Source organism: Paraburkholderia lebeckiae, assembly GCF_014201005.1.
GTDB lineage: Bacteria > Pseudomonadota > Gammaproteobacteria > Burkholderiales > Burkholderiaceae > Paraburkholderia > Paraburkholderia tuberum.
Genome location: NZ_JACHDK010000009.1, coordinates 217,219 through 243,399, shown reverse-complemented (window position 1 = coordinate 243,399; position 26,181 = coordinate 217,219). Strand labels below are relative to the sequence as shown.

The following is a 26,181-nucleotide window of genomic DNA, read 5'->3' as shown; positions in this document are numbered from 1 at the left end:
GGGTTTTCCTGTTTAGGGACGCGAAATGCGACCGATAATAGGCGCTCTGTCTCCTGGCCGAAGCGCTTTGCCATGATCATCCGCCCGCATCTCCACTGGTTTCACATGCTTCTCGCGTGGCGCGGCTCGGTGCTGCCGCAGTTGCTGCCGCGGCTCCTGCTGATCTTCTTCATCTCGATCATTGCGCTCGCCGCACACGATCATCTGCTGCCCGTCAGCCTGAACCTGAACTCGATCGCGCCGTTCTCGCTGGTCGGCATTGCGCTCGCGGTGTTTCTCGCCTTTCGCAACAACGCGAGCTACGACCGCTGGTGGGAGGCGCGCAAGCTGTGGGGGCAGTTGCTCAATGAGTCGCGCTCGCTGACGCGCCAGGCGCTGACGCTGCCGTCGCGCGAGTTGCCCAAAGAAGAAGCCGCCGCGTTTCTGGCGATACTGAGCGCGCTCCCGCATGCGCTGCGTCATCAGTTGCGCAAGACCGAACCGCGCGACGACCTTGCCGCGCGGCTGCCCCGCGCACTGTTTGAACGTGTGATTGGATCGCGCTACAAGCCAGCCGCGCTGTTGCTGTGCCTCGGCGAATGGGTGCAGCGCGCGGCACGCGCGGGGGCGCTCGATCCGATCGCGGTGCTCGCGTTCGACCGCAATCTGAGCGGGCTGTCGGATGTGATCGGCGGGTGCGAGCGCATCGCGTCGACGCCACTGCCGTTCGCGTATTCGGTGATGATCCACCGCACCGTGTACTTCTTCTGCGCGTCCCTGCCGTTCGGACTCGTCAATAGCATCGGCATTTTCACGCCGGTGTTCGCGGTGTTCGTCGCGTACACGTTCATGGCGCACGAAGCGATCGCGTCGCAGCTCGAAGAACCGTTCGGCACCGACGACAACGATCTCGCGCTCAACATGATGTCCGCGATGATCGAGGATGCGATGCGCGATCTGCGCGGCGAGCCGGCGCTCGCGCTGCCGCAGCCGCGCGAAGACCGGTATCAATGGGATTGAATGCGCGGTGGGCGGCGCCGGTCGGCGGCCGTCAGTGGTTTCCGGCCGTTTCGGAGAGCCGTTTGATCGTCGCGACGCGCGCGCCGATGATGTCGATACGCCCGTGCTCGTCGACGAGCCGCGTCGACGCCGTCAGATACGCGCTCCACGCGCGTTGCGCGTGCACGAGCGTCGGCCGCGATTGCGCCGGCATCTTCGATTCGAGCACACGGTAGTAGCGGTTCAGATCGAACATCGCGTGTTCGCACCGCGCGTCGGCGTTGCAGGCGCGCGGCCGGCGCGGCGCCGGACCGTTCGCATCGGCGAGCGCGCTGCGCAGCGCGAGCGCGCGGTCGCGCACCGGCTGCAGCTGCATGTCGGCTTCGGAAAGCACGTACATCGAACCCTGGGTCGTGGCGAAGACAGCGGCGAGCAACTGCTTCTCGGCATCGCGCGACGCAAGCCAGCTCGACTGGCTCCTTTCCCACAGCCTGCGCCGCGCGGGCGGCAGCTTCGCGAGCAACTGCTGGTACGCGTTGTCGACCGCGACCTTCCAGCCGATGCGCGCAGCGTCCATGCACTGCACCTGCCCCATCGTCGTCGACATGTCGGCGCGCGCGAGACATGCGCGCATCGACGCGTCGATCGGATCGGCGGCCGCCACCTCGGCATGCGCCGCCGGACTCGCGATGCCGCCGAACACCGCCGTGCCGGCCGCCAGCGCGAAGGCCAGCATGCCGACACCGCGCCGCCGGCGGCCGATCGCTGCCAGGCCCGGCAGAAACGTCACCCACCCCATCGTCAGCTGCGCACGCAATCGACGAAGTATTCGATGCGCCCGTTGACCATTTCGCCGACGAGCCCGTGGATATCCGTATGGAAACCCGGGAAGCGCTCGTTGAACTCGCGCGCGAAACGCAGATAGTTGACGATGGTCCTGTTGAAACGCTCGCCCGGAATCAGCAGCGGAATGCCCGGCGGATACGGCGTCAACAGGATCGACGTGACACGGCCTTCGAGCTCGTCGATCGGTACCCGATCGATCTCGCGGTGGGCGAGCTTCGCGAACGCGTCGGACGGCTTCATCGCCGGCTCCATGCTCGACAGGTACATCTCGGTCGTCAGACGCGCGATGTCGTTCGCGCGATACACGCTGTGGATCTGCTGGCACAGGTCGCGCAGGCCGACACGCTCGTACATCGGATGATGCTGCACGAACTCGGGCAGCACACGCCACAGCGGCTGGTTGTTGTCGTAATCGTCCTTGAACTGCTGCAGCTCGGTCACCATCGAGTTCCAGCGGCCCTTCGTGATGCCGATCGTAAACATGATGAAGAACGAGTACAGGCCCGTCTTCTCGACGATGATGCCGTGCTCGGCCAGGTACTTCGTGACGATCGCGGCCGGAATGCCGGTTTCGCCGAAGCCGCCGTCCATGTCGAGACCCGGCGTGACGATCGTCGCCTTGATCGGGTCGAGCATGTTGAAGCCTTCGGCGAGCGGGCCGAAGCCGTGCCACGCGTCGTTGGGGCGCAGCATCCAGTCGTCGCGCGAGCCGATGCCTTCCTCGGCGAACTGGTCCGGGCCCCACACCTTGAAGAACCAGTCGTCGCCGTATTCGGTGTCGACCTTGGTCATCGCGCGGCGGAAGTCGAGCGCTTCAGCGATCGACTCCTCGACGAGCGCGGTGCCGCCCGGCGCTTCCATCATCGCCGCGGCCACGTCGCACGACGCGATGATCGCGTACTGCGGGCTCGTCGACGTATGCATCAGATACGCCTCGTTGAAGCGATGCTTGTCGAAGCGGCTGTTCTTCGAATCCTGCACGACGATCTGCGACGCCTGTGAAATGCCGGCGAGCAGCTTGTGCGTGGAGTGCGTCGCGTACACCATCGCGCCGATGCGCGGACGGCCCGCGCCGATAGCGTGCATGTCCTGATAGAACTCGTGGAATTCGGCATGCGGCAGCCACGCTTCGTCGAAGTGCAGCGTGTCGAGCCATTCGCCCAACATCTCCTTGATCATCTCGACGTTGTAGATCACGCCGTCGTAGGTGCTTTGCGTGATCGTCAGAATGCGCGGCTTCAGGTTCGGGTTCTTCGCGAGCGCTTCGCGCGCGAACGGGTTCGCCTCGATCTTCTTGCGGATGTTCTCCGGTTCGAACTCGCTGCGCGGAATCGGGCCGATGATGCCGAAGTTGTTGCGGGTCGGCGTCAGGAACACCGGGATCGCGCCGGTCATCGTGATCGCGTGCAGGATCGACTTGTGGCAGTTGCGGTCGACCAGCACGATGTCGCCCGGCGCCACCGTGCCGTGCCAGACGATCTTGTTCGAGGTGGAGGTGCCGTTGGTCACGAAGAACACGTGATCGGCGCTGAAGATGCGCGCGGCGTTGCGCTCCGAGGCCGCGACCGGACCGGTATGGTCGAGCAGCTGGCCCAGTTCGTCGACCGCGTTGCAGACGTCGGCGCGCAGCATGTTCTCGCCGAAGAACTGGTGGAACATCTGGCCGAGCGGGCTCTTCAGGAACGCGACGCCGCCCGAGTGACCCGGGCAGTGCCACGAGTACGAGCCCTCTTCCGCGTACTGCACCAGTTCCTTGAAGAACGGCGGCGCGAGCGAGTCGAGATACACCTTCGCCTCGCGGATGATATGGCGCGCGACGAACTCCGGCGTGTCCTCGAACATATGGATGAAGCCGTGCAGCTCGCGCAGGATGTCGTTCGGCAGATGGCGCGAAGTGCGCGTTTCGCCGTACAGGAAGATCGGAATATCGGCGTTGCGGCGGCGCACTTCGGTCACGAACGCGCGCAGCGCGACGATCGCGGCGGCAAGCTCGGGCGTCTCGCCTTCGACGACCACGTTATCGACGTACGGCAGCAGCTCGTCGTCGTCGATCGACAGGATGAAGCACGACGCGCGGCTCGACTGCTGCGCGAACGAGGTCAGATCGCCGTAGCTCGTCAACCCGAGCACTTCCGCACCTTCTTTCTCGATGGCTTCGGCCAAAGCCCGGATGCCGGAACCCGAGATGTTCTCGGAGCGGAAATCTTCGTCGATGATGACGACGGGAAAACGGAACTTCATGGGCGATTCTCCAAAAAGAAAACGACCGCTGCGTTACTTGGAAAGCGCAGCGGTCACCCGAATAACCGGTGGGTCAAGACGCTGCCGACGTCACGTTTTCGGCAACGTGACGCCGTGCTGACCTTGATACTTGCCGCCGCGATCCGCGTACGACGTTTCACAAATCTCGTCGCTTTCGAAAAACAGCACCTGGGCGACGCCTTCGTTCGCGTAAATTTTCGCAGGCAAAGGTGTCGTATTCGAGAATTCGAGCGTGACGTGGCCTTCCCATTCCGGCTCGAACGGCGTCACGTTGACGATGATCCCGCAGCGCGCGTATGTCGATTTGCCGAGGCACACGGTCAGCACGCTGCGCGGAATACGGAAATACTCGACCGTGCGCGCGAGCGCGAACGAGTTCGGCGGGATGATGCAGACGTCACCCTTGAAATCGACAAACGACTTCTCGTCGAAGTTCTTCGGATCGACGATCGTCGAGTTGATGTTGGTGAAGATCTTGAATTCGTCTGCGCAGCGGATGTCGTAGCCGTAGCTCGAGGTGCCGTAGCTGACAATCTTCCGGCCGTCTTCGGAGACGCGAACCTGATCGGGCGCAAACGGCTCGATCATCTTGTGCGACTCGGCCATGCGCCGGATCCACTTGTCAGATTTGATGGTCATAGGTGAGAGCTGCTCGACGTGAATATCAGGTGTGACGAAAGGTAGATGAAAACGGCCGCCCGGCACTTCGGCGCCCAGCCGGCGAAGGCCGCTTATTTTACGCGATCACGCAGAGGCTGCCGCCGATGGCGCGAGCCGCGCCCGATGAAGGGGGTCCGCCGACTGGCACGACGCCGTTGCGGGGCGGGCCACCGAACGGCGGCCGAGCGGCGCAAGCGCGCTCGCGGTTCACTGCTGGCGAATCACGCCGCAGGCGATCGCCACGCCCGCGCCATGCTGAGGGTACGCGTAGGGATCGGTCGCGTCGTGGTGGAGCAGTACCGCGCGCTGCAGCACCGAGCGGATGCCGTCGAGCGACACGTCCGGCGCGACGATGAAGCCGGTGGCCACGCCGTTCGCGTCCGCATGGATGTTGCCGAGATCGCCCTCGACGCGCGCGCCGGCCTTGAGCCGTTCGGCCGCCGGCGAAAACACCGGACCGGCGCTGGAGCCGTCGGCGGCGTTGCAGTCGCCGCGCTCGTGCACCTGCAGCGCGTGGTCGCTATTGGGCGGCAAGCCCGTGAGATTGTAGGTGACCTGGACGCCGTCCGAGCGCTCGATAAACGTCACGAGGCCGTGCGCCTGATTGCCCACGGTGGGCAGCAATTGCGCGTCGGCGCGCTTTTCCTGTGGTCTCAGGAATACGCCACAGCCGCTCAACAGCACACAGCTGGCAGTCAGGACGATGAACGCATGTACCGCGTGCCCGTCGATTCGTTTTCCCATGCGATCCTCTTGTCGGCCTGGCGGCCGCCCCTGCGGCCGCCGAGCCGAACTCGTGAAGTCGACATGATACCGCGAGAGTTCGTGAAAATAGGGATCGAGATCGCCCCTAATCCCTCGCCCGAACGGCCGCTCAGGTGTTCTGCACGACGATGTTCGGAAACTTCGAGCTCATGTCGCGCGCGCGCTCGGCGATATGCACCGCAACCTTGCGCGCGATCGAGCGATAGAGCTCCGCAATGCGCCCGTTCGGGTCCGCGACGACCGTGGGACGGCCCGAGTCGGCCTGCTCGCGGATCGTGATGTCGAGCGGCAGGCTGCCGAGCACGTCGACGCCATACTCCTTGCCCATGCGCTCGCCGCCGCCGGCGCCGAAGATGTGCTCCTCGTGCCCGCAATTCGAACAGATGTGCAGGCCCATGTTCTCGACGATGCCGAGAATCGGGATGCCGACCTTTTCGAACATCTTGAGGCCCTTCTTCGCGTCGAGCAGCGCGATGTCCTGCGGCGTCGTGACGATCACGGCGCCCGTAACCGGCACGCGCTGCGCGAGCGTCAGCTGGATGTCGCCGGTGCCCGGCGGCATGTCGACGATCAGATAGTCGAGTTCGTGCCAGTTGGTCTGGCGCAGCAGCTGTTCGAGCGCCGAGGTCGCCATCGGGCCGCGCCACACCATCGGGTTGTCCGCCTCGATCAGGAAACCTATCGAGCTGGCCTGCACGCCGTGGCCGGTCATCGGGTTCATCGATTTGTCGTCGGGCGATTCGGGGCGGCCCTCGATGCCGAGCATGGTGGGCAGCGACGGGCCGTAGATGTCGGCGTCGAGAATGCCGACCGCCGCGCCCTCGCTCGCGAGCGCGAGCGCGAGATTCACGGCGGTCGTGCTCTTGCCGACGCCGCCCTTGCCCGAGGCAACCGCGACGATGTTCTTCACGCCGGGCAGCAGTTTCACGCCGCGCTGCACGGTGTGCGCGGCAATCTGTTGCGAAACCTCGACGCGCACGTTCGCGACGCCGGGCACCGCGCGCAGCGCATCGGCGAACCGCTGGCGGATCGCGTCGAACTGGCTTTTCGCCGGGTAGCCGAGCGTCACCTGAATGCTGACCGCGTCGCCCTCCACAACCACGTTGCGGATGCTCTTCGCGGCCGCGTACGGCGCGCCCGTGTTGGGGTCAGTGACGGCCGCGACGGCGACGTCGACCAAAGCCCGATCGATACTCATTGATACTCCGTGGGGAAGAGGTGCGGCGCGGCGAGATGGACCGATCGGCCACGCGGCGGAATTTGCAAGAAATTGTTATGCGGCATTGCGAAAATCGAGCGTGCCGGGCACCCTTCGGGGCACGCGGGACGCCGTAGGGTCGCATCGCTGCGTGTTTCAGGCATTATTGTAGTGTCTGACGGCAGACGGTGCCGGAAGACCCTTCTTCGCTGTAGGACCGCGCGAAGCAAGGCGCAGGAATCGTTCCCGAACTTTCTGAATGGTCGCTGCATTGCCGAAATGTTCGCTGCATAGACTGACCGCTTCCCGCTGGTTTATTCGCACTCGAAAGGAAATCAAAATGAATGCAAGAATCATGACTCGCGTGGCCGTATTCGCCGTGGCCGGCTCGCTGGTGGCCGGCTGCGCAACCCAACAGGGCACCAACACAGCAGTCGGCACCGGCGTGGGCGCTGGTGCCGGCGCGGCGATCGGCGCGATCTTCGGCGGCGGCAAGGGCGCGGCGATCGGCGCGGCCACTGGCGCCGCGGTGGGCGGCATCACCGGCTACAACTGGGACAACATCCGCAACCGCATGTCGGGCGCGACCAAGGGCACCGGCACGCAGATCACCGAGCAGCCGGACGGCTCGCTCAAGCTGAACATTCCGAGTTCGGTCACGTTCGACACCAGCAGCTACGCGATCAAGCCGTCGTTCGCACCGGTGCTCGACCAGCTCGCGCAGACGCTGCAGCAGAATCCGGAAGTCGTCGCGTCGGTCGTCGGCCATACGGACAGCACCGGCTCGCTGCAATACAACGAGACGCTGTCGGTCAATCGCGCGCAGAGCGTGACCGGCTATCTGGCGCAACGCGGCATCGCGCCGCAACGCCTGTCGGCCACCGGCATGGGCCCGAACCAGCCGATCGCCGACAACAACACCGAAGCCGGCCGCGCGGCCAACCGTCGCGTCGAGATCTATCTGCGCGCCACGGCCCAGCACGCGACGCAATAAGGACAAGTCTCAAGGAGAAGGCGCCGCCGGGCCGGCCGGGCGTTTCAGCCGCACGCGCCCGGCTTGCGGGCGGGACGAGCCGCCGGACCGGTTTGTCGACGGACCGAAAAAAATTTCGAACTCTGCGGAAAATCCGCGGTCTGTGTTTACGGTACGTGGCTGGCGAAGCCATCACGTCACCATTCTCCTCTTGTCGTTGTTGCTCCGGGGTTTATCGACCCCGGTTTTTTTTGCCCGCGCGGTTTTGCACCCCGCTTCGCCAGGCATCGTTCCTGGCTGTCCCCCACCGCAGCGCCCGCCCGCATCCCCGCCCGCATCCCCCTCTGTTCCGCGCGTCCAGCCCGCCGCGCCCGGCCCGCGTGCGGCGTGCGCCCTGCTAAAATCACCGTTTCGTCCCACCGCAGGCACCCCCGATACTTATGTCAGCACCCGCCACCGACCTCCCAGCAGGCGAGCCGTCCGGCCGCCGTCAGATTCTCGTCACGTCGGCCCTTCCTTATGCGAACGGGCAGATTCATATCGGCCATCTGGTCGAATATATCCAGACGGACATCTGGGTCCGGGTGCTGCGAATGCACGGCCACGAGGTCTACTACGTCGGCGCCGACGACACGCACGGCACGCCGGTGATGCTGCGCGCGGAACAGGAAGGTCTGACGCCGAAACAGCTGATCGATCGCGTCTGGCTGGAGCACAAGCGCGACTTCGACAGCTTCGGCGTTTCGTTCGACAACTACTACTCGACGGACTCCGACGAAAACCGCATGCTCAGCGAAAACGTCTACCTCGCGCTGAAGGAAGCGGGGCTGATCGACGCGCGCGAGATCGAACAGGCGTACGACCCGGTCAAGGAAATGTTCCTGCCGGACCGCTTCATCAAGGGCGAGTGCCCCAAATGCGGCGCCAAAGACCAATACGGCGACAGCTGCGAAGTCTGCGGTTCGACCTACCAGCCCACCGAGCTCGTCAATCCGTACTCGGTCGTCTCGGGCGCGACGCCGATTCGCAAGACGTCGACGCACTACTTCTTCCGCCTGTCCGATCCGCGCTGCGAGAACTTCCTGCGTGCCTGGGTCGGCGGCCTCGCGCAGCCGGAAGCCACCAACAAGATGCGCGAGTGGCTCGGCGACGCTGGCGAAGCCAAGCTCGCCGACTGGGACATCTCGCGCGACGCGCCGTACTTCGGCTTCGAGATTCCGGGCGCGCCCGGCAAGTATTTCTACGTGTGGCTCGACGCGCCGGTCGGCTACTACGCAAGCTTCAAGAACCTCGCCGAAAAGCGCGGCCTCGACTTCGACGCGTGGGTCCGCAAGGGCTCGACGGCCGAGCAGTACCACTTCATCGGCAAGGACATCCTGTATTTCCACACGCTGTTCTGGCCCGCGATGCTCGAGTTCTCGGGCCATCGCACGCCGACCAACGTGTTCGCGCACGGCTTTTTGACTGTCGACGGCGCGAAGATGTCGAAGTCGCGCGGCACCTTCATCACCGCGCAAAGCGTGATCGACACCGGCCTGAACCCGGAATGGCTGCGCTACTACTTCGCGGCCAAGCTGAACAGCACGATGGAAGACCTCGACCTGAACCTCGACGACTTCCAGGCGCGCGTGAACAGCGACCTGGTCGGCAAGTACGTGAACATCGCGAGCCGCGCGGCCGGCTTCCTGATCAAGCGCTTCGACGGCCGCGTGCAGGACAGCGCGATGCATCATCCGCTGCTCGGCACGCTGCGCGCGGCGCTGCCGCAGATCGCCGCGCACTACGCGGCGCGCGAGTACAGCCGTGCGCTGCGTCAGACCATGGAGCTCGCCGACTCGGTCAACGCCTACGTCGATACCGCCAAGCCCTGGGATCAGGCGAAAGACCCAGCCAACGCGGTCGCGCTGCACGAGACCTGCAGCGTCAGCATCGAGGCGTTCCGCCTGCTGTCGCTGGCCCTGAAGCCGGTGTTGCCGAAGCTCGCCGAAGCGGTCGAGGCTTTCCTCGGCATCGAGCCGCTCGTGTGGGCCGACGCCACCGTGCCGCTCAGCTCGGCGCGCCCGATCAACGCGTACAAGCATCTGATGACGCGCGTCGATCCGAAGCAGATCGAGGCGCTGCTCGCCGCCAATCGCGACTCGCTGCAGGCCACGCCGGAAGCGGCGCCGGCCGACGCGAAGGCCAAGGCGAAGGCCCACGCCAAGGCCGTCGCCGCGAAGGAAGAAGAGTCCGGCATCATCACGATCGACGACTTCGCGAAGGTCGATCTGCGCATCGCGAAGATCGTCGACTGCAAGGCGGTGGAAGGCTCGGACAAGCTGCTGCAACTGACGCTCGACGTCGGCGAAGAGAAGACCCGCAACGTGTTCTCGGGCATCAAGTCCGCCTATCAGCCGGAGCAGCTGATCGGCAAGCTGACCGTGATGGTCGCGAACCTCGCGCCGCGCAAGATGAAGTTCGGCATGTCCGAGGGCATGGTGCTGGCGGCATCGGCGGCGGACGAGAAGGCCGAACCGGGCCTCTACGTGCTCGAGCCGCACAGCGGCGCGAAGCCCGGCATGCGCGTGAAGTAACGCGCGGCGTCTTCGGGCGCCTGGGCCTCACCTCGCCGCAGGCAGGTATGACGAAAACGGCACGCTTCCAGGCGTGCCGTTTTTTTATGTTGCCCGCGTCACCATGAGATCCGATCGAAGCGCCGCGTGTACAGCACGTCGGCGCCATAGAACGTGCCGCCATACACGACCAGCGACCAGTATCGCGTCAGATTGATCGTCGTCTTGATCGCATTGCTCGCCGACTGCAACCCCTGCTCGTAGCCGATCACGAGCCGCTCGTTGATCGCCTTCGACACCATCACGACTTGCGGATCGGTCAGGCCGACGTCGCTGCGGCCGATCGAAAACTCGTCGAGCCCGACGGTCTGCGCGATCCGATGACCCGTCGCGCTGCCGAGCAGCGCGAGCGCGGTCGTCATCGTGCTCTGCTGGCCGAGGTTGTTACCCTGGTCGGTGCCGTGGCCGAACAGCAGCCACGACAGTTTTTCGTTGTCCGGCACGCTCGGCTCCGACACGAGCCGCGCGACCGGCGCCTGCAGCGTGCCTGTTACCTGCACGCCGGCCTCGACCTGCTGGTTGCGGCGCATCGCGAGAATGTTGATGCCCGGATTCGTGACCGGACCGTTGAACGTGAAGAAGCCGTTCTCGATCGTGAGCTTGCGGCCGAATGTGGTATAGGTCGAACCCGGTGTGACGCGCACGTTGCCGACCGCGCGCAGCGGCGTATTCGGCGCGCTCGTCGCGGTGATCGTGCCGGCGAGGCCGAGATCGGCGCCCTTGCCACGGAAGCGGAAGTGGTTGCCGAGGCCGATCTCGACGTTGGCGCGTGGCGCGAACGGGCTCGCCGGCCGCTCGCCGCCTTCGGACGGACGCGGCCGGCCGCCCGAGCGCGTGCCGTCCGGGCGGATGATCACGACGTCGTCGCCGAGGCTCGGCGCGGCCTGCTCGGGCAGATCGAACAGCGCGCTGTCGACCACGAATTTGCCGTCGATCACGGGGCCGCGCTCCACGGCGCCGTTCGAGATGTTCGCACTGCCCGACAGCGACAGATGGCGGTCCGGCGACGCGAACACATCGAGCTTGTCCGCGACGATGCTCGCGGTCATGTCGGGCTCCGAGCTGTCGAGACGCACGCGCCCAGTCGCGCGCAGCGTGCCGCTCGCGCCGTGGAACTCGACCTGCTGGAAGTCCACCATGTTCTGCGACAGCGCGATGCGCACGACCCCGTCCTTCAGTTGCACGCTCTGGCTCACGACCGTCGCGGACAGACCGTCGCCGGTCAGCGCGCCGGTCACGTTCGGCTTCGCGACCGTGCCGCCGAGCGCGAGCTTCAGCGCGAGATGGCCGTCGAGCAGATAGCTCGGGCCCAGCAGGCCGCCCGTCGTGCGCAGCGACGGCACGTTCGCGTTCACGTTGCCCGACAGCGCGCTTTGCGGATCGACGCTCAACATGCCGTCGCGCAGCACGAGCGGCGTGTGTGCGTCGGCATCGATCACGCCGACGCGGCTCGCCTGCGCATGCACGGTCGCGTTGAGCCGGTTGCCGCCGGTGAATTCGGCGCGCGCTCGGACGTCGCCAATGCCCATCGACGCGAGCCCGCGACCGATCTCGACCGTCACGTCGCCGCTGCGCCGGCGCAGCTCGATGTGGCCGCTCGCCGTCGCGCCGAGCGAGAAGTCCCAGTCGCCGTCGAACACGAGGTCGGTGCGCACGGCGGGCGGCTCGCCGGTGATCTGGCGACGCAGCTCCTGCAAGTGCGCGACCGACACGTCGGTCAGGCTGCCGGCCGACTGGATGCGGCCGTGATCGAACGCGAATGACTTCAGGGTCAGCACTGAGCCTTCGATCGTCAGGCGCGTCGCGCCGAGCGTGAGGTGCCCCGGCCCGGCGCTGAGCGCGAGCGGCGATTCGAGATTGAGCGCCGGCGTGCCGCGATTCTGCAGACGCGTGACGGTGCCGTCCCAGCGCGAGCCGTCGCGCGTGTCGGTCAGCTTGCCGTTGGCGGCGAGCGTCAGATCGAGCGGCCGGTCCTGCAGCTTGCCGGTCGCGGCGGCTTCGAACGTGTGGTTCGCGCGTGTGCCGGACAGGCGGGCGGTCAGCGTGGCGAGGTCGACGCCGCCCGCGCTGACATTGCGCGCGTCGGTCGTGAACGCGAGCGCGCCGTTCGCGCCGTCGCGCAACTCGGCGTGGCCTTCCGCATGGCCGACGCGGTTGCTCGCGAACACGACGCTGTCGGCCTTGTAGTTCAGCGTGACGTTCGGGTGCGCGAACGAGCCGGTAACGTCGCCGTCCGCAGCGACCGCGCCCGCGAGGCCGAAGCCGAGCCGATCGAGCTGCGGCGCGTCGATGCCGAAGCGCAGCCGGTCGCCGGCCGCGCCGAAGCTGCCTTGCAGATTCACCCGGTTGCCCGCCACCGAAAGATTCGCGTGGCTCGGCAGGATTCGCGAGCCGGCCAGCTGGATCATGCCGCCGCCCGTGAGCGGCAGGTCGTTGTAGACGCTCGGACCGAGCGTGAATTCGGCGCGCGTCGTGAAGACCGGCGCGAGCACGCCTGCTGCCGTGACCGTGGCGTTCACGCGCGCCTCGATCCTGCGCGCTGGCGGACCTGCATGCGCGGGCGGTGGCGTCCTGCGCTCGAGCACTTCGGTCTGCACCGCAGCCTGCGCGGTGTTCTTTGCGATGGCGGCGCCCTGATCGCCGGGCGCCGAGCTCTTCGCGCCGGCGGTGCTGCCCACGAGCGCCGCGGCTTGCGCTTGCCGCTCACGTTGCGCGCCGCTCGCGGCGGACGCGCCGGAGGTCGTGACGGGCGTGCGCGCGGGCATCTGCGAGGTCAGCGACAGCGGATCGAAATCGGTCAGTTGCGCCTTCAGGTTGTAGGTCGAGTTCTCATCGTGCTTCAGCGCGCCCGATAGATCGATGCGGCCGCGGCCCGCCGTGACGCGCACGTCGTTGAAGCTGATGCGTGCCGGGTCGAACGTGATCTTGCCCTGGGCGCGCAGCGCGGCGGCGGGGTCGGCGAGATCGAGCGTCAGGGTCTGGATGTCGTCGTTCAGGCGGATGCCGATCGGGCCGGACAGCTGCGTCGGCCGCACGGTCGCCTGCAGCGCGTTCAGGTCGAGCCGCGCGACGCTCAGATCGAGCCGGCCGTGCCGGCCGCTCAGCGCGCCGCCGCCGGTGAGCGTCGCATTGCGCACGAGCCGCACGTTCAGGTTCGAGATGCTCTGCGTATGGGCGTCGAGGCGCACGTCGGCGTTCGCATCGATCAGCGGCAGCAGTTTCTGGTCGATTGCGCCGGGTTTCGCGTTGACGATCGAGACATGGCCGGCGACGGCAAAACCCGCCGCCGGTTTGGCCGGCGCGTGGTGGTCGCCGAAGATGTGGTGCGGATGGCTGGCGGCCGACGGTTTCGCCGCGCTGGCTGTGCCAGGCGCGGTCGCCGCGCCCTGCTCGACCGGCTGCAGCTCCGCGCGCACCGCCAGATCGGCCAGCGGCGCACCCGGCGCGAAAGCCTGCGGATTCACATGATCGAAGCTCAGCGTCGCGCGCTGCAACGGCACCGCGGCGAACGGCGCCGCTTCGACCCGCGCGTGGCCGGCGAGCTTCATGCCGCTCGCATCGAGCTCGGCGACGAGCTGCTCGAGCGTGCCGCTCAGGTGGCCGGCCACCTGCACGGCTTCATCGTTGACCTTGCCCGCATAACCGACTTCGCCGGTGAGCGGAAACGGCCGCACGCCATCGAGTTTCGCCGCTGCCGTCAGCGCCCCGAACGGCGTGTCGAGCCGATCGATCGCGGCCTCGTGATGACGCCCGTCGCTGCGTCCGTGAAACGCGAAGCTGGACAGCTCCGTCGTCGACGCGCCCTGGTGCAGCAGCAGCCGCTCGACCTGCACGTCGCGAATCTCCAGCTGCATCGGCAGCTGCAGATCCGGCGGCACGCTCAGCGGCTCGCTGGTGCTCGACGACGGGCCGACGCGCGCCTCGATCGTGCCGACGTGCAGGTGGTCGATCGTGAACCGCCATGGCTCGCGCGCGAGCGCCCAGCTGCCCGCGACGCGGTCGATCTCGATGTCGGTGCCGCTGCCGTCGAGGCTGCGCCAGCGCACGTCGCGCAGTTGCACGCCGCGCGCGAGCGTGCCGCCGTCAAGCGTGCCGGCGAGCCGGCCGCCGAGCAGCTTCACGGCCGCGTGCCACGCGTACGCGGTGCCGCGCTCGGTCGTCAGCGCCCCGTACAGCAGACCGACCGCGAGTGCGGCGAGCAGTACCAGCACGACCACCGTGCCCGCGACCGTCTTCAGCAGCAACCGGCCCCAGCGCCGCTTCGGCGGCGTCGTGTCGGGCGGCTGCTGCCCATCCGGCGGTCTTGGCGGCATGGCGCCGGGCGGCTGCGCGGGGGGTGGGGCGGTGACGTCGGTGGTCATGCGTGAATGCGATGGCAAATAAGGTAGAGGGTTGTCGTCAAAACTTCAGAACGCGATGCCGAGCGTGATATACGGCCGCACCCTGTTATCGCGGATCCCGTAAGCGACATCGAGATTGACCGGGCCGACCGGGCTGCGCCAGCGCGCGCCGACGCCGGCGCCCGGATAGAAAACTTTTTCGCCCCAGGTGTCGGTCGCGGTGCCGATGTCGAAGAACACGGCCGCGCCCCAGTTGTGCGAGAACCAGTGCTGGTATTCGGCCGCGCTCGTCACCAGGTACTTGGTCGGCAGGATCGAGCCGGCGACGTTGTTACCGATGCTCTGGAAGCCGTAGCCGCGCACCGAGTTCGAGCCGCCCGAGCGGAACAGCAGCGACGCCGGAATGCCCCTCGAGCTGCCGCTCGTGAATACGCCGCCGAGTTCGGCGCGGATCAGCACGATGTCGTCGACGCCGATCGGGAAATACTGCTGGCCGCGCGCGTAGCCGCGGATGAACGACTGGTCGGCGAGCAGACCTTTCACCGCGAAGCCCGCCTCGACGTGGATCAGGTTGCCGCGGCGCGGGAACAGCGGGTCGTCGGTGTCGCGCCGCGTCCACGACCACCCCGGCACCAGCGCGTGCGCGCGGGTCGGCGGCGCCGCGTTCTGGTCGAGCTGATCGTCGTAGAACAGCAGCGAATAGCTGTAGTCGAGGAACTGCGACGTACGCGAGCGTTGCACGCCGCCGCGGATGCTGTAGATACGCGTGTCGGAGACGTCGGTGGTCGTGTACGACGCGAGCACGCTATTGGTCCACCCGTGCTGGCCCGGCGGCATCGACAGCTGGATCTGCCCGTATTGCTGCGTCTTGTCGGCGCGGCCCTCGACGGTGAACGGCCACGCCGCGCCGAACGTGTTCAGATACGTGTAGCCGCCCTGCACGAGCGGGCCGTTGTCGGTCGAATAGCCGACGCCGCCGCGGAAACTGTGATACGGAAACTCCGACACCTTCACGTGCACCGGCGTGTCGAGCGGCTTGGCAGGGTCGTTGTCGAGGTCGATCGCGACGCTCGCGAAGTACGGCGTGTTCTGCAGTTGCCGCTGCAGTTCGGCAACGGTGCGCGTGTCGTAGATGTCGCCCGGCGAGATCGGATTGACGTTGTGGACGATGCGTTCCGGATAGCGCTTCGTGCCCTGCACGTCGAGTTGGCCCATCGTGAAGGTCGGCCCGCTGTCGTAGATCACCGACAGCTTCGCCGTGTGCGTGCGCGGATCGATCAGCGCCTCCGAGTGGTAGATCTTCGCGGCGAGGTAGCGGCGCGATTGCAGCTCGCGCAGCGACGCGTTCTTCGCGTCGTCCCAGTCGCCCTGTGAGAACGGCTGGCCCTCGCGCAGCGAGAACGCGAAGCGCGTCGCGTTTTCGCGCGACGGGTCTTCGGTCAGCACCGCGCCGCGAAACGACAGGTCGACCGACGTGACTTTGGTCTGCGGGCCCGGCTCCACGCGCACGGTGACCTGCCGCAGGTTGTCGACGGTGCGCACGTCGGTGCTGACGAGCGGCGAAAAATAGCCCTGCGTCGCGGCGAGATCGCGCACCTGCTGTGGCGTCGCGGTGATCAGGAACGAGAACTGGTCGTCGGTGACGTCGGGCCGCGTCGCGAAACGCGAGATATCGAGGTGCTGTTCGAGCAGCCGGCGCAGCGCGCGCGGCTCGGCGACCACCTCGACCTTGTAGCTCGGTGCCTTGCTCGCCGCGTGAGCCTTGCCCACGGCGAGCAGCCACATCAGGAGGCCGAGGCCGATGGCGAGCGACACACGCAGCCAGCACCGCGCGAGCGCCTTGCGCTCACGCGCGCGCCCGCGCGCCTGGCCGGTCTCGCCGCGCAACGCACGCGGCATGTCGATCGCACCTCCCGCCAAACAGGACCTCCGGCCAATGAGTGAATTCTCGCGCCCCGGCCGCGCATGCGAACGAGGCATGCTATTTGACCACAACGCGACCCCGATCGGCCTCTCTCGTGCCCCCGGCGGAGCCCCGCGCTTCATCTCAAAAATGGGCGGCCCACGGCGATCTTCGACCGCGCGCGACGCATGCGGTAAAATCGCGGACGACGGCGCCCTCCCCGCGGCACCGCACAGCGGCCAGCCCAAGAGCCGCCACCCTACCCACCACGGACGTCGAGCCATGTATCAATCGGACATCACGCAGTTCCTGAACCAGCTCAAGCAACAGAAGCCCAATCTGGAGGCCGAGCAACGCAAAGGCCGCGCACTGCTGTGGGACAAACAGCCGATCGATCTGGAAGAGCGCGCCGAGCAGAAAACTTCGCGCGTGCAGCAGACGCCTTACTCGTACTACCAGAATTTCTAAGCGCCCCAGTCACGCCGACGATGAGTCACGCTGACAAGGTGCATGGTCCGCTTCACGGCCCGATACACGGCCCGGTTCACGGCCCAGCGCCGGCACCGTCCGACACCGCGCTTTCCACGCCCGCCACCGATTCGACGCCCGACACGGTCGACGGCGTCGCGTTCGCGCGTCTGTACGGCGAGCCGCTGTTCAAGCTGCCGAACGACCTGTACATCCCTCCGGACGCGCTCGAGGTGTTCCTCGAGACCTTCGAGGGGCCGCTCGACCTGCTGCTGTACCTGATCCGCAAGCAGAACTTCAACGTGCTCGACATCCCGATGGCGGATGTCACCGTGCAATATCTCGGCTATGTCGAGCAACTGCGCAAGACCAATCTCGAACTCGCGTCCGAGTATCTGCTGATGGCCGCGATGCTGATCGAAATCAAGTCGCGCATGCTGCTGCCGGTCAAGAAGGCCGACACCGGCGAGGAAGCCGAAGACCCGCGCGCCGAACTGGTGCGCCGCCTGCTCGAATACGAACAGATGAAGCTCGCCGCGCAACGCATCGACCAGTTGCCGCAGCTTGGGCGCGATTTCCTGCGCGCCGAGGTCTACATCGAGCAGAGTGTCGCCCCGCGCTTCCCGGACGTGAACAGCGACGACCTGCGCGCCGCGTGGGCCGACGTGATCAAGCGCGCGAAGCTGGTCCAGCATCACAAGATTTCGCGCGAGGAGCTGTCGGTGCGCGAGCACATGAGCCTGATCCTGCGGCAATTGCAGAATGCGCGCTTCATCGAGTTTTCCGATTTGTTCGACACGAGCCGCGGCGTGCCGGTCGTCGTCGTGAATTTCATCGCCGTGCTCGAGCTGTGCCGTGAATCGCTCGTCGAAATCACCCAGGCGGAGCCGTTCGCGCCGATTTACGTGCGGCTGGCGTATCTGCCGGCCTGAGCGCTGAATGACGGCCGCTTGACGGCCGGACCGCGGCCGGACCCTGGAAATCTCGCTACGAAAACCATCGCAGCGAACCCTGGCAGGCCTCAGCGGGGAGTGCGCGGCAAGCGCGCCGCGCGCCGCTCGGAAGTGCCGCCGCGTTTCGGTGCGTCCGCTGCCCAAATCCACTACAATCCGCGCTCCGAACCCGTCATTTGCCGGTGAGGCGATGACCCGCGCGATTCCGCCAGGTATCGCGCCAACCGGATCGCGCGCCGCGCGAGCCTATCCCTGTCCGATCATGAAAGTCATCAGCTCGATCCATGAATTGCGCGACCAGTTGCGCGGCCAGAATCGCACGGCCTTCGTGCCGACGATGGGCAATCTGCACGAGGGCCATCTGTCGCTGATGCGCCTCGCGCGCCAGCACGGCGACCCGGTCGTGGCGAGCATCTTCGTCAACCGCCTGCAGTTCGGCCCGAACGAGGATTTCGACAAATATCCGCGCACGCTCGAAGCCGACATCGAGAAGCTGCAAAAGGAAGGTGTCTACGTGCTGTTCGCGCCGACCGAAAGGGACATGTATCCGGAGCCGCAGGAATACCGCGTGCATCCGCCGCACGATCTCGGCGACATCCTCGAGGGCGAATTCCGCCCCGGCTTCTTTCACGGTGTGTGCACGGTCGTGATGAAGCTGATGTCGTGCGTGCAGCCGCGCGTCGCGGTGTTCGGCAAGAAGGATTACCAGCAGCTGATGATCGTGCGCCAGATGTGCCACCAGTTCGCGCTGCCGACCGACATCGTCGCCGCCGAAACCGTGCGCGACACCGACGGCCTCGCGCTCAGCTCGCGCAACCGGTTCCTTTCGGCCGCCGAGCGCGCCGAGGCGCCGATGCTGGCCGCCGAACTCAATCGGGTGCGCGACGCGGTGCTCGCGGGCGAGCGCGACTTCGCGAAGCTCGAAGAGTCGGCCAAAGCGACGCTCGCGGCGCGCGGCTGGAATCCCGATTACATCGCGATCCGCAAGCGCTCGAACCTGATCGCGCCCGGCGCGCAGGACGCCAACGCACCGCTCGTGGTGTTGGCCGCCGCGAAGCTCGGCGCGACGCGGCTCATCGACAACCTCGAAATCTGACGCCGCAACCGCCCGCGCGAACACAGTTACACTGCGCAGTCACACAGGATTGGATTGATCATGCAACGCAATATGCTGAAGTCGAAGATTCACCGCGTCGCGGTCACGCACTGCGAGCTCCACTACGAGGGCTCGTGCGCGATCGACGAAGATCTGCTCGAAGCGGCGAATATCGTCGAAAACGAGCGTATCGACATCTGGAACATCAACAACGGCGAGCGCTTCTCGACGTACGCGATCAAGGGCGAGCGCGGCAGCGGCATGATTTCGCTGAACGGCTCGGCCGCGCGTCGCGCGCAGCTCGGCGATCTGGTCATCATCGCGGCGTTCGCGGTGGTCGACGAGGCGGAGTTGAAGGCGGGCTGGAAGCCGGACCTCGTGTTCGTCGATGAAAACAACAAGATCAAGGGCAGCAGCGACCACGTGCCCACGCAGGCCTGGAGCTGAGCGAAGCTCAGCTTGACGCTTGACTGATGGCGGGCAGCCCCCGCCTCAGCCCTTCTTCCCCGCGCCGTTCGTCCACTCGACGATCGGCTGCCACTGCTCCAGATCCTTCTCCACGCGGCTTTTCGCGACGTCCCACAGCGTCAGGCCGTGCGCCGCGAGCTGCACGTAGTTCTGCGTGTCGCGCAGAAAACCGAGCACCGGCAGCTTCAATCCCTCGACGAAGCGATGCAGCTGCTCGGCCGAGCGCGTGCGCGCATCGACGCGCATGCCGACCACGCCGACCTCGATCGCGCCCTTCCTGACCGCCTTTTCCTTCGCCAGCCGCTCGAGAAATTCCTGGGTCGCGAGAATATCGAACAGCGACGGCTGCAACGGCACGATCACCTTGTCGGCGAGATCGAGCGCGATGTTCAGGCGATTGCCGTGCAGGCCGGCCGGCGTGTCGACGACCGCGTGCTCGAGGCCTTTCGGCGGCTTGGCCGGCGTGTCGGGATTGACCTCCCAGGTTTCGATGTTCGGCAGCGTGGCGGGCCGTAATTCGAGCCACGCATGCGCGGAGTGCTGCTTGTCGAGGTCGGCCAGCGCGACCCATTCGCCCGCCGCTGCGAAATAGCCGGCCAGATTGGTCGATATCGTGCTCTTGCCCACGCCGCCCTTCGGATTCGCCACCACAATCACCGACATGAAATCTCCCGGAAAGAAGGCTGGACGCTGCCAGCCGGTTTGCCGCGCTATTGCTCCGTTCCCGCCGATCAGTTGTGACCGGCGCCGGCGGCGCCCCACCATCGCTGCCGTTCGAAGTTCGGATTCCAGGGACGCCAACCGGTACAGCCGTTGATAATATCGACAAATTCAGCGCGGCCGAAGCCCCCACATCGCGAATCGGCCGCTTCAACCCGCCGTTTTTTTCGACAAGGACCTGGATCTCATGAGCAAACTGCGCCCGGAATACACCGTCGAACGCCTGCTGGAGCGCCAGAAGGGCACGCTGCCGGACCTGCTGGGCCTGCGCGTGCTGACCGTGGACCAGGGCACGCTGGTCGCCGAACTGACCGTGCGCAAGGAGCTGCTCGCGCCGAACGGCTTCCTGCACGCGGCCACGGTGATCGGCCTCGCCGACACCGCGTGCGGCTACGCGTGCATCGCGCATCTGCCCGAAAACTCGCGCAGCTTCACGACGATCGAGCTGAAGAGCAACTTCCTCGGCACCGCGACGCAGGGCACGATCCGCGCGGTCGCGAAGGGTGTGCACCTTGGGCGCAGCACGCAGGTCTGGGACGCGACGGTCACCGGTCCGGATGGTAAGACCATCGCGCTGTTTCGTTGCACGCAGATGGTGTTGTACTGAGCGAACCGCCCGCACAGCAATCGCGTTCAAGCCGATAAAAGAGGCCGGCCCAAAGCGTCACCCCAGCGCCGCGAACAGCCTGCGCATATCGATGTGCCCGGCCAGCGTATCGGCCAGCCGCTCCAGCGACGCCTCGCGCAACGCCGGATAGTCGAGCGCTTCGGCATCGCTCAAACCCGCCCATGCGAGCAGCGCCGCGCACGCGGCCGGCGTATCGAACAGGCCATGCACGTAGGTCGCGAGAATCTGACCATCGGCGGACATCGCGCCATCGGGACGGCCAAAGTCCGCGCCGCCCTCGTGCGGGCCAGCGTGGTCGAGTCGCAGCGCCGGCGTGTCCAATGCCGGCCCGCGCGTCTCGCCCATATGAATCTCGTAGCCGGCGACGTCCGGCGTGCCGGGCAGCGCCAGGCGCCCGGTCACATTCTTCAGCGTCTTGTCGCGCGTGAGCACGGTCGCATAGTCGAGCCAGCCGAAGCCCCCGAAGGTGCCTGGCGCGCCCTCGACGCCATGCGGATCGGCGATCTCGCGACCGAGCATCTGCATGCCGCCGCAAATGCCGATCACGCGGCCGCCGTAGCGCAGATGCCGCGCGAGCACGTCGTCCCAGCCCTGTGCGCGCAGAAACGCGAGGTCGTCCGGCACATTCTTCGAGCCCGGCAGGATGATCAGATCGGCGGCCGGCGGCGGCGTACCCGCACGTACATAGTGAAAATCGACCTGCGGATGCGCGCGCAACGCGTCGAAGTCGGTGTGATTGCTGATGTGCGGCAGCACCGGCGCGACCACGCGCAGCAGACGGCGCGAATCAACGCTCGCCGCCGCGCGCAGCTCGCGCGGCAGCATGTCCTCGGCGTCGAGCGTCAGGCCATGCAGATACGGCACGACGCCGAGCACCGGCTTGCCGGTCTTCGCTTCCAGCCAGTCCAGCCCTGGCTTCAGCAGACCGATGTCGCCGCGAAAGCGGTTGATGATGAAGCCGCGCACGCGCGCCTGCTCGCTGTCGGACAGACACGCGAGCGTGCCGGTCAGATGCGCGAACACGCCGCCGCGATCGATGTCGGCGACCAGCACGACCGGGCAGTCGACCGCCTCCGCGAAACCCATGTTCGCGATGTCGCGCTCGCGCAGATTGATCTCGGCCGGACTGCCCGCGCCTTCGACGAAAATCGTGTCGTACGACGCGCGCAGCCGCGCATACGACTCCAGCACCGCCTCGAACGCGACCGGCTTGTAGTCGTGATACGCGCGCGCGTCGAGATTGATGCGCGCCTTGCCGTGGATGATCACCTGCGCGCCGCGATCGCTGGTCGGCTTCAGCAGCACCGGGTTCAGATCGGTGTGCGCGTCGATGCCCGCGGCGAGCGCCTGCAATGCCTGCGCGCGGCCGATCTCGCCGCCGTCGACGGTCACCGCGCTGTTCAACGCCATGTTCTGCGGCTTGAACGGCGCGACCCGCGCACCCGCGCGCCGCGCGAGGCGGCACAGTCCCGCAACCAGCGTGCTCTTGCCCGCGTCGGACGTGGTGCCCTGGATCATCAGCGTGCCGCGGGGCACGGGCAGGGTGTCGGGAGGAATGGGCATTCGGGTCACGGCGGTGAAGGTGGAAGATGGACAGTGGCGTTGCAATGCAATCGAGCGGCATTATCCCATCGCGCCGGTACAATCATAGGATGACTCTCCGCGACCTCACCTTCGTCCTCGGCGGCGCCCGCTCGGGCAAGAGCGCGCATGCCGAGCGGCTCGCCAGCGACAGCGCCCTCCCCGTCACCTACATCGCCACCGCCCGCGAAACCGACGACGCCGAGTTCAATGCGCGCATTGCGCATCATCGCGAGCGGCGGCCCGCGCGTTGGGGGCTCGTCGAAGCGGACGACGACCTCGCCGGCGCGCTCGCGCAACACGACGCGCCGGGCCAGTGTCTGCTGATCGACTGCCTGACGCTGTGGCTCGCAAACCTGCTATGTCCCGCCGACGGCGCGGCGGCGCCGCTGTCGCACTACTACGAGCGGGCCGCCGCGTTCGAAGCGGCGCTCGCCGGCGCGCGCGGCAAGATCATCGTCGTCAGCAACGAGATCGGCCTCGGCGTCGTGCCGCTCGGCGAAGCCACGCGTCTTTACGTCGACGAACTCGGCCGCCTCAATCAGCGCATCGCCGCGTTGAGCAGCGCGGCCACGCTGATGGTCGCGGGACTGCCGCTCGTGCTGAAAAGCGCGATCCGCGAGTGATGCCGCCGCTGACCATGCCGCTGGTCGCGACGCTCGCGGTCGCGGGCGTCGCCGTCGATCGCTGGTTCGGCGAGCCGAGCCGCCGGCATCCGCTGGTCGGCTTCGGTAGCTGGGCCGCGCGCATCGAGGCGCGCTTCAATCATGACCGGCGTCTGCGGCTCAAGGGCCTGCTCGCATGGGCGCTCGCCGTTCTGCCGCCGGTGTTGATCGCGTGGTGGCTTGTCGCCGTGCTGCCGTTGTTCGCGGCCTGCGCGCTGCATGTCGCGCTGCTGTGGTTCGCGCTCGGCGCGCGCAGCCTGCACGATCACATCGCGCCGATCGCGCGGGCGCTCGGCCAACGCGATCTCGCCACGGCACGTGAGTTGACCGCACGGATCGTCTCGCGCGACACCGCGCAGTCGGACGAGGCCGCGCTCGCGCGTGCCGCGATCGAATCGGCGCTCGAAAACGGCAACGACGCGATCTTCGGCGCGCTGTTCTGGTTCGCGCTCGCGGGCGGCCCTGGTGCGCTCGGCTTTCGCCTCGCCAATACGCTCGACGCGATGTGGGGTTATCGCACGCCGCGCTATCTGCGCTTCGGCTGGGCCGCCGCGCGCATCGACGACGTGCTGAACTGGATTCCCGCGCGGCTGACCGCCACGAGCTACGCGCTGCTTGGCGACACGCTGACCGCCTGGCGCTGCTGGCGCGAGCAGGCGCCGCGCTGGGACAGCCCGAACGCGGGCCCGGTGATGGCCGCCGGCGCCGGCAGCCTGAACGTGCTGATCGGCGGGCCGGCCGTGTATCACGGCACGCTCGAGCATCGGCCGACGCTGGGCTTCGGGCGTCCCGCCGAGGCGCGTCATGTGGGCGCCGCGTTGATGCTGGTCGAACGCACGGTGATTCTCTGGCTGGCCGTGCTGATCGTGCTGGCGTTGTTGAGCGTGCCGTTTCATGGCTGAGCGGAACGACGCGCGTAGCGATGGGATGAGCGCATGACCGACTGGACGCAACCGCGCGAGCACGCCGCAAGCGGCCCGATCGCGCACGGCGGCAACCTGCACGAAGCGGCGGCGCGCTACGGCATTGCGTACGCGCAGTGGCTCGATCTGTCGACCGGCATCAATCCGCACGGCTATCCGGTGCCGCCACTGCCCGCCGACACGTGGCGCCGTTTGCCCGACGAAGGCGACGGCTTCGCCGAGCGGGCCGCGCGCTACTACGGCGCGCCCGATGCCGCGCACGTGCTGCCCGTGGCCGGCAGCCAGGCGGCGATTCGCGCGCTGCCCGCGTTGCTGCCGCCCGCGACGGTCGGCATCGCGCCGCTGACCTACGGCGAGTACGCGCCCGCGTTCGCGCGCGCCGGACACGCGGTCGCGCCGCTCGACGTGCATCACGACACGCTGCCCGCCGCGCTCACGCACGTCGCGATCGTCAACCCCGACAATCCGACCGCCACGCATATCGATGCCGCCAGGCTGCTGCACTGGCACGCGCAGCTGCGCGAACGCGGCGGCACGCTGCTCGTCGACGAAGCGTTCGCCGATACGCTGCCGGCCGCGCGGGTCGCGTCGCTGGCGACGCATACGCACCGGGACGGGCTCGTCGTGTTGCGCTCGCCCGGCAAGTTCTTCGGACTCGCGGGTGTGCGCGCCGGCTTCGTGCTGGGCGCGCCCGCATTGCTCGCCGCGTTGCGCGACAGGCTGGGGGCGTGGACGGTCAGCGGTCCCGCGCGTCATGCGGTGAGCGCCGCGTTCGACGATGCCGCGTGGCAAACGCGGATGCGTGAACGGCTCATCGGCGACAGCGCGCGGCTTGCCGCGCTGTTGCATGCGCACGGTTTCGCGACACGCGGCACGCCGCTTTTCGCATGGACCGACGATGCGCGCGCCGCCGCGTTGCATGAAGCGCTCGCGCGGCGCGGCGTGTGGACGCGTCTTTTTCCGCCATTGCTTCGGATGCCATCGGCCAGCGTGCGCTTCGGGCTGCCGGGCGATGAAGCCGAATGGACTCGCTTCGAACAACAGTTGCAACAGGCGGTTGACTCGATCGATACCGCGCGGTCGAGTTAGCGCAGTGACCTTCGCACCCAAGCCGCTCAACGCTTCGTGATCCGCCCTCGTCCGATGATCCGCTTTGCTCGTTCCATCCGCTTTGCCCCGCCCGCGCACGGCTTCATCCATTGGTTCGGCGCCGCAGCGCTCGCGCTGACCGCACTGAGCGCGCACGCCGCGATCACCGTCACCGACGACAGCGGCGCGACCGTCACGCTCGCCGCGCCCGCGCAGCGCGTGATCAGCCTCGCCCCGCACGTGACCGAATTGCTGTACGCCGCGGGCGGCGGCCCGAAGATGGTCGGCGCGGTGTCGTACAGCGACTATCCGCCCGAAGCGAAGCAACTCCCGCGCGTCGGCGACAACAAGGCGCTCGACCTCGAACGCATCGTCGCGCTGAAACCGGACCTGATCGTCGTGTGGCGGCATGGCAACGCGCAGCGCCAGCTCGAGCGCTTGCGCGAGCTACACGTGCCGCTCTTTTTCAGCGAGCCGCGCCGTCTCGACGATATCGCCGTGTCGCTGACCAAGCTCGGCCGGCTGCTCGGCACATCGGCGAGCGCGGATGCGGCGGCGGCCGCCTATCGCGACGACATCGCCCGTCTGCGCGCGCGGTATGCGAACCGCCCCGCCGTCAGCGTGTTTTATCAGGTATGGGACCGGCCGCTGATGACGCTCAACGGCGAGCACATGATCAGCGACGCGATCACGCTATGCGGCGGCCGCAATGTGTTCGCGGACCTGCAGCCGCTCGTGCCGACCGTGTCGACCGAAGCGGTGCTCGCGGCGAATCCGCAGGCGATCGTCACCGCCGCGCCCGGCGCGACGCGGCCCGACACGATGCTGCCGCAACTCGACACATGGCGCGCATGGCCGGGCCTCGCGGCCGTCGCGAACAACAACCTGTTTGCGATCGACGGCGATCTGATCAATCGCCCCGCGCCGCGCATCGCGCAAGGCGCGCGGCAACTGTGCGAGGACCTCGAACTGGCGCGCTCGCGCAGAAAGCAACCCGCGCCATGACGGCGCCGCGTGTGGCGAGAAAAAGGGATCAGTTTTCCCGATGACCAC

21 protein-coding genes are annotated in these 26,181 nt (G+C 67.1%); 12 read left to right on the top strand and 9 right to left on the bottom strand.

Annotated features, from left to right (window positions below; all coding sequences use genetic code 11):
• The first annotated feature begins 72 nt into the window (after nucleotides 1-72).
• Entirely contained in the window at nucleotides 73-999 is a 927-nt protein-coding gene (locus HDG39_RS19630; protein WP_184007828.1) for a bestrophin family protein, read from the top strand.
• 31 nt (nucleotides 1,000-1,030) lie between these two features.
• Here HDG39_RS19630 and HDG39_RS19625 read toward each other — a convergent pair whose 3' ends face one another.
• The 5 genes from HDG39_RS19625 to apbC form a co-directional block, all read right to left on the bottom strand.
• Nucleotides 1,031-1,777, bottom strand: a complete 747-nt coding sequence (locus HDG39_RS19625) for a lysozyme inhibitor LprI family protein (RefSeq protein ID WP_409259192.1) — start codon at nucleotides 1,775-1,777, stop codon at nucleotides 1,031-1,033.
• A gap of 2 nt (nucleotides 1,778-1,779) precedes the next feature.
• Nucleotides 1,780-4,065 (bottom strand): arginine/lysine/ornithine decarboxylase, encoded by a 2,286-nt coding sequence (locus HDG39_RS19620; protein WP_184007824.1) that lies wholly within the window; start codon nucleotides 4,063-4,065, stop codon nucleotides 1,780-1,782.
• Between the two features lie 90 nt (nucleotides 4,066-4,155).
• Nucleotides 4,156-4,725: a dCTP deaminase gene (dcd, locus tag HDG39_RS19615; RefSeq protein WP_008924193.1), complete on the bottom strand. Its 570-nt coding sequence runs from the start codon at nucleotides 4,723-4,725 to the stop codon at nucleotides 4,156-4,158.
• A gap of 228 nt (nucleotides 4,726-4,953) precedes the next feature.
• Nucleotides 4,954-5,490 (bottom strand): superoxide dismutase family protein, encoded by a 537-nt coding sequence (locus HDG39_RS19610; protein WP_184007822.1) that lies wholly within the window; start codon nucleotides 5,488-5,490, stop codon nucleotides 4,954-4,956.
• A 130-nt stretch (nucleotides 5,491-5,620) separates the two neighbouring features.
• Entirely contained in the window at nucleotides 5,621-6,709 is a 1,089-nt protein-coding gene (apbC, locus tag HDG39_RS19605) for an iron-sulfur cluster carrier protein ApbC (protein WP_018419712.1), read from the bottom strand.
• Between the two features lie 340 nt (nucleotides 6,710-7,049).
• On the opposite strand from apbC, the gene HDG39_RS19600 reads away from it, so the two are divergent.
• Nucleotides 7,050-7,703: a YiaD family glycine zipper/OmpA-like lipoprotein gene (locus HDG39_RS19600; RefSeq protein WP_184007820.1), complete on the top strand. Its 654-nt coding sequence runs from the start codon at nucleotides 7,050-7,052 to the stop codon at nucleotides 7,701-7,703.
• A gap of 419 nt (nucleotides 7,704-8,122) precedes the next feature.
• Nucleotides 8,123-10,255, top strand: coding sequence for a methionine--tRNA ligase (metG, locus tag HDG39_RS19595; RefSeq protein WP_184007818.1), 2,133 nt, complete (start codon nucleotides 8,123-8,125; stop codon nucleotides 10,253-10,255).
• 98 nt (nucleotides 10,256-10,353) lie between these two features.
• Here metG and HDG39_RS19590 read toward each other — a convergent pair whose 3' ends face one another.
• Both HDG39_RS19590 and HDG39_RS19585 read right to left on the bottom strand, forming a co-directional pair.
• Nucleotides 10,354-14,655: a translocation/assembly module TamB domain-containing protein gene (locus HDG39_RS19590; protein WP_184007816.1), complete on the bottom strand. Its 4,302-nt coding sequence runs from the start codon at nucleotides 14,653-14,655 to the stop codon at nucleotides 10,354-10,356.
• Between the two features lie 45 nt (nucleotides 14,656-14,700).
• A complete protein-coding gene (locus HDG39_RS19585) occupies nucleotides 14,701-16,554 on the bottom strand; it encodes an autotransporter assembly complex protein TamA (RefSeq protein ID WP_184007814.1) in 1,854 nt (617 codons plus the stop codon).
• A 265-nt stretch (nucleotides 16,555-16,819) separates the two neighbouring features.
• Here HDG39_RS19585 and HDG39_RS19580 point away from each other — a divergent pair, with 265 nt between their 5' ends.
• From HDG39_RS19580 to panD, 4 genes are all read left to right on the top strand, one after another.
• Nucleotides 16,820-17,005, top strand: a complete 186-nt coding sequence (locus HDG39_RS19580; protein ID WP_184007962.1) for a DUF3460 family protein — start codon at nucleotides 16,820-16,822, stop codon at nucleotides 17,003-17,005.
• 20 nt (nucleotides 17,006-17,025) lie between these two features.
• Nucleotides 17,026-17,937: a segregation and condensation protein A gene (locus tag HDG39_RS19575; RefSeq protein ID WP_221305794.1), complete on the top strand. Its 912-nt coding sequence runs from the start codon at nucleotides 17,026-17,028 to the stop codon at nucleotides 17,935-17,937.
• A 283-nt stretch (nucleotides 17,938-18,220) separates the two neighbouring features.
• The gene (gene panC / locus HDG39_RS19570) at nucleotides 18,221-19,054 is read left to right on the top strand and encodes a pantoate--beta-alanine ligase (RefSeq protein ID WP_184007812.1); all 834 of its coding nucleotides are present in this window, start codon (nucleotides 18,221-18,223) and stop codon (nucleotides 19,052-19,054) included.
• A 60-nt stretch (nucleotides 19,055-19,114) separates the two neighbouring features.
• A complete protein-coding gene (gene panD / locus HDG39_RS19565; RefSeq protein WP_184007809.1) occupies nucleotides 19,115-19,501 on the top strand; it encodes an aspartate 1-decarboxylase in 387 nt (128 codons plus the stop codon).
• 45 nt (nucleotides 19,502-19,546) lie between these two features.
• Here the strand turns inward: panD and HDG39_RS19560 are convergent, their stop codons facing one another.
• Entirely contained in the window at nucleotides 19,547-20,185 is a 639-nt protein-coding gene (locus HDG39_RS19560) for a ParA family protein (protein ID WP_018419705.1), read from the bottom strand.
• 244 nt (nucleotides 20,186-20,429) lie between these two features.
• On the opposite strand from HDG39_RS19560, the gene HDG39_RS19555 reads away from it, so the two are divergent.
• Nucleotides 20,430-20,849 carry a PaaI family thioesterase gene (locus HDG39_RS19555; RefSeq protein ID WP_184007808.1) on the top strand — a complete coding sequence of 140 codons (420 nt, stop codon included), beginning with the start codon at nucleotides 20,430-20,432 and terminating at the stop codon, nucleotides 20,847-20,849.
• 57 nt (nucleotides 20,850-20,906) lie between these two features.
• Here the strand turns inward: HDG39_RS19555 and HDG39_RS19550 are convergent, their stop codons facing one another.
• Nucleotides 20,907-22,433: a cobyric acid synthase gene (locus tag HDG39_RS19550; RefSeq protein ID WP_184007806.1), complete on the bottom strand. Its 1,527-nt coding sequence runs from the start codon at nucleotides 22,431-22,433 to the stop codon at nucleotides 20,907-20,909.
• Between the two features lie 89 nt (nucleotides 22,434-22,522).
• Between HDG39_RS19550 and cobU the strand changes: the two genes are divergently transcribed.
• The 4 genes from cobU to HDG39_RS19530 are packed head-to-tail and all read left to right on the top strand — an operon-like array spanning nucleotide 22,523 to nucleotide 26,133.
• A complete protein-coding gene (cobU, locus tag HDG39_RS19545; RefSeq protein WP_184007804.1) occupies nucleotides 22,523-23,077 on the top strand; it encodes a bifunctional adenosylcobinamide kinase/adenosylcobinamide-phosphate guanylyltransferase in 555 nt (184 codons plus the stop codon).
• Complete coding sequence (gene cbiB, locus HDG39_RS19540) at nucleotides 23,077-24,018, top strand: adenosylcobinamide-phosphate synthase CbiB (RefSeq protein ID WP_184007802.1); 942 nt, start codon at nucleotides 23,077-23,079, stop codon at nucleotides 24,016-24,018. Before cobU ends, cbiB begins: the two co-directional genes overlap by 1 nt.
• A 33-nt stretch (nucleotides 24,019-24,051) precedes the next feature.
• Complete coding sequence (gene cobD, locus HDG39_RS19535; protein WP_184007800.1) at nucleotides 24,052-25,128, top strand: threonine-phosphate decarboxylase CobD; 1,077 nt, start codon at nucleotides 24,052-24,054, stop codon at nucleotides 25,126-25,128.
• 54 nt (nucleotides 25,129-25,182) lie between these two features.
• Entirely contained in the window at nucleotides 25,183-26,133 is a 951-nt protein-coding gene (locus HDG39_RS19530; protein ID WP_184007797.1) for a cobalamin-binding protein, read from the top strand.
• The last annotated feature ends 48 nt before the right edge of the window (nucleotides 26,134-26,181 follow it).

Bases quoted from the DNA above. Each gene is read 5' to 3' on its own strand.
- HDG39_RS19555 (WP_184007808.1), top strand. From the start codon at position 20,430: ATGAGCAAACTGCGCCCGGAATACACCGTCGAACGCCTGCTGGAGCGC.
- apbC (WP_018419712.1), bottom strand. From the start codon at position 6,709: ATGAGTATCGATCGGGCTTTGGTCGACGTCGCCGTCGCGGCCGTCACT.
- HDG39_RS19575 (WP_221305794.1), top strand. From the start codon at position 17,026: ATGAGTCACGCTGACAAGGTGCATGGTCCGCTTCACGGCCCGATACAC.
- HDG39_RS19625 (WP_409259192.1), bottom strand. From the start codon at position 1,777: ATGGGGTGGGTGACGTTTCTGCCGGGCCTGGCAGCGATCGGCCGCCGG.
- HDG39_RS19630 (WP_184007828.1), top strand. From the start codon at position 73: ATGATCATCCGCCCGCATCTCCACTGGTTTCACATGCTTCTCGCGTGG.
- HDG39_RS19620 (WP_184007824.1), bottom strand. From the start codon at position 4,065: ATGAAGTTCCGTTTTCCCGTCGTCATCATCGACGAAGATTTCCGCTCC.
- cbiB (WP_184007802.1), top strand. From the start codon at position 23,077: ATGCCGCCGCTGACCATGCCGCTGGTCGCGACGCTCGCGGTCGCGGGC.
- cobD (WP_184007800.1), top strand. From the start codon at position 24,052: ATGACCGACTGGACGCAACCGCGCGAGCACGCCGCAAGCGGCCCGATC.
- HDG39_RS19600 (WP_184007820.1), top strand. From the start codon at position 7,050: ATGAATGCAAGAATCATGACTCGCGTGGCCGTATTCGCCGTGGCCGGC.
- panD (WP_184007809.1), top strand. From the start codon at position 19,115: ATGCAACGCAATATGCTGAAGTCGAAGATTCACCGCGTCGCGGTCACG.
- HDG39_RS19610 (WP_184007822.1), bottom strand. From the start codon at position 5,490: ATGGGAAAACGAATCGACGGGCACGCGGTACATGCGTTCATCGTCCTG.
- HDG39_RS19550 (WP_184007806.1), bottom strand. From the start codon at position 22,433: ATGCCCATTCCTCCCGACACCCTGCCCGTGCCCCGCGGCACGCTGATG.
- HDG39_RS19560 (WP_018419705.1), bottom strand. From the start codon at position 20,185: ATGTCGGTGATTGTGGTGGCGAATCCGAAGGGCGGCGTGGGCAAGAGC.
- HDG39_RS19580 (WP_184007962.1), top strand. From the start codon at position 16,820: ATGTATCAATCGGACATCACGCAGTTCCTGAACCAGCTCAAGCAACAG.
- metG (WP_184007818.1), top strand. From the start codon at position 8,123: ATGTCAGCACCCGCCACCGACCTCCCAGCAGGCGAGCCGTCCGGCCGC.
- HDG39_RS19590 (WP_184007816.1), bottom strand. From the start codon at position 14,655: ATGACCACCGACGTCACCGCCCCACCCCCCGCGCAGCCGCCCGGCGCC.
- panC (WP_184007812.1), top strand. From the start codon at position 18,221: ATGAAAGTCATCAGCTCGATCCATGAATTGCGCGACCAGTTGCGCGGC.
- cobU (WP_184007804.1), top strand. From the start codon at position 22,523: ATGACTCTCCGCGACCTCACCTTCGTCCTCGGCGGCGCCCGCTCGGGC.
- dcd (WP_008924193.1), bottom strand. From the start codon at position 4,725: ATGACCATCAAATCTGACAAGTGGATCCGGCGCATGGCCGAGTCGCAC.
- HDG39_RS19530 (WP_184007797.1), top strand. From the start codon at position 25,183: ATGATCCGCTTTGCTCGTTCCATCCGCTTTGCCCCGCCCGCGCACGGC.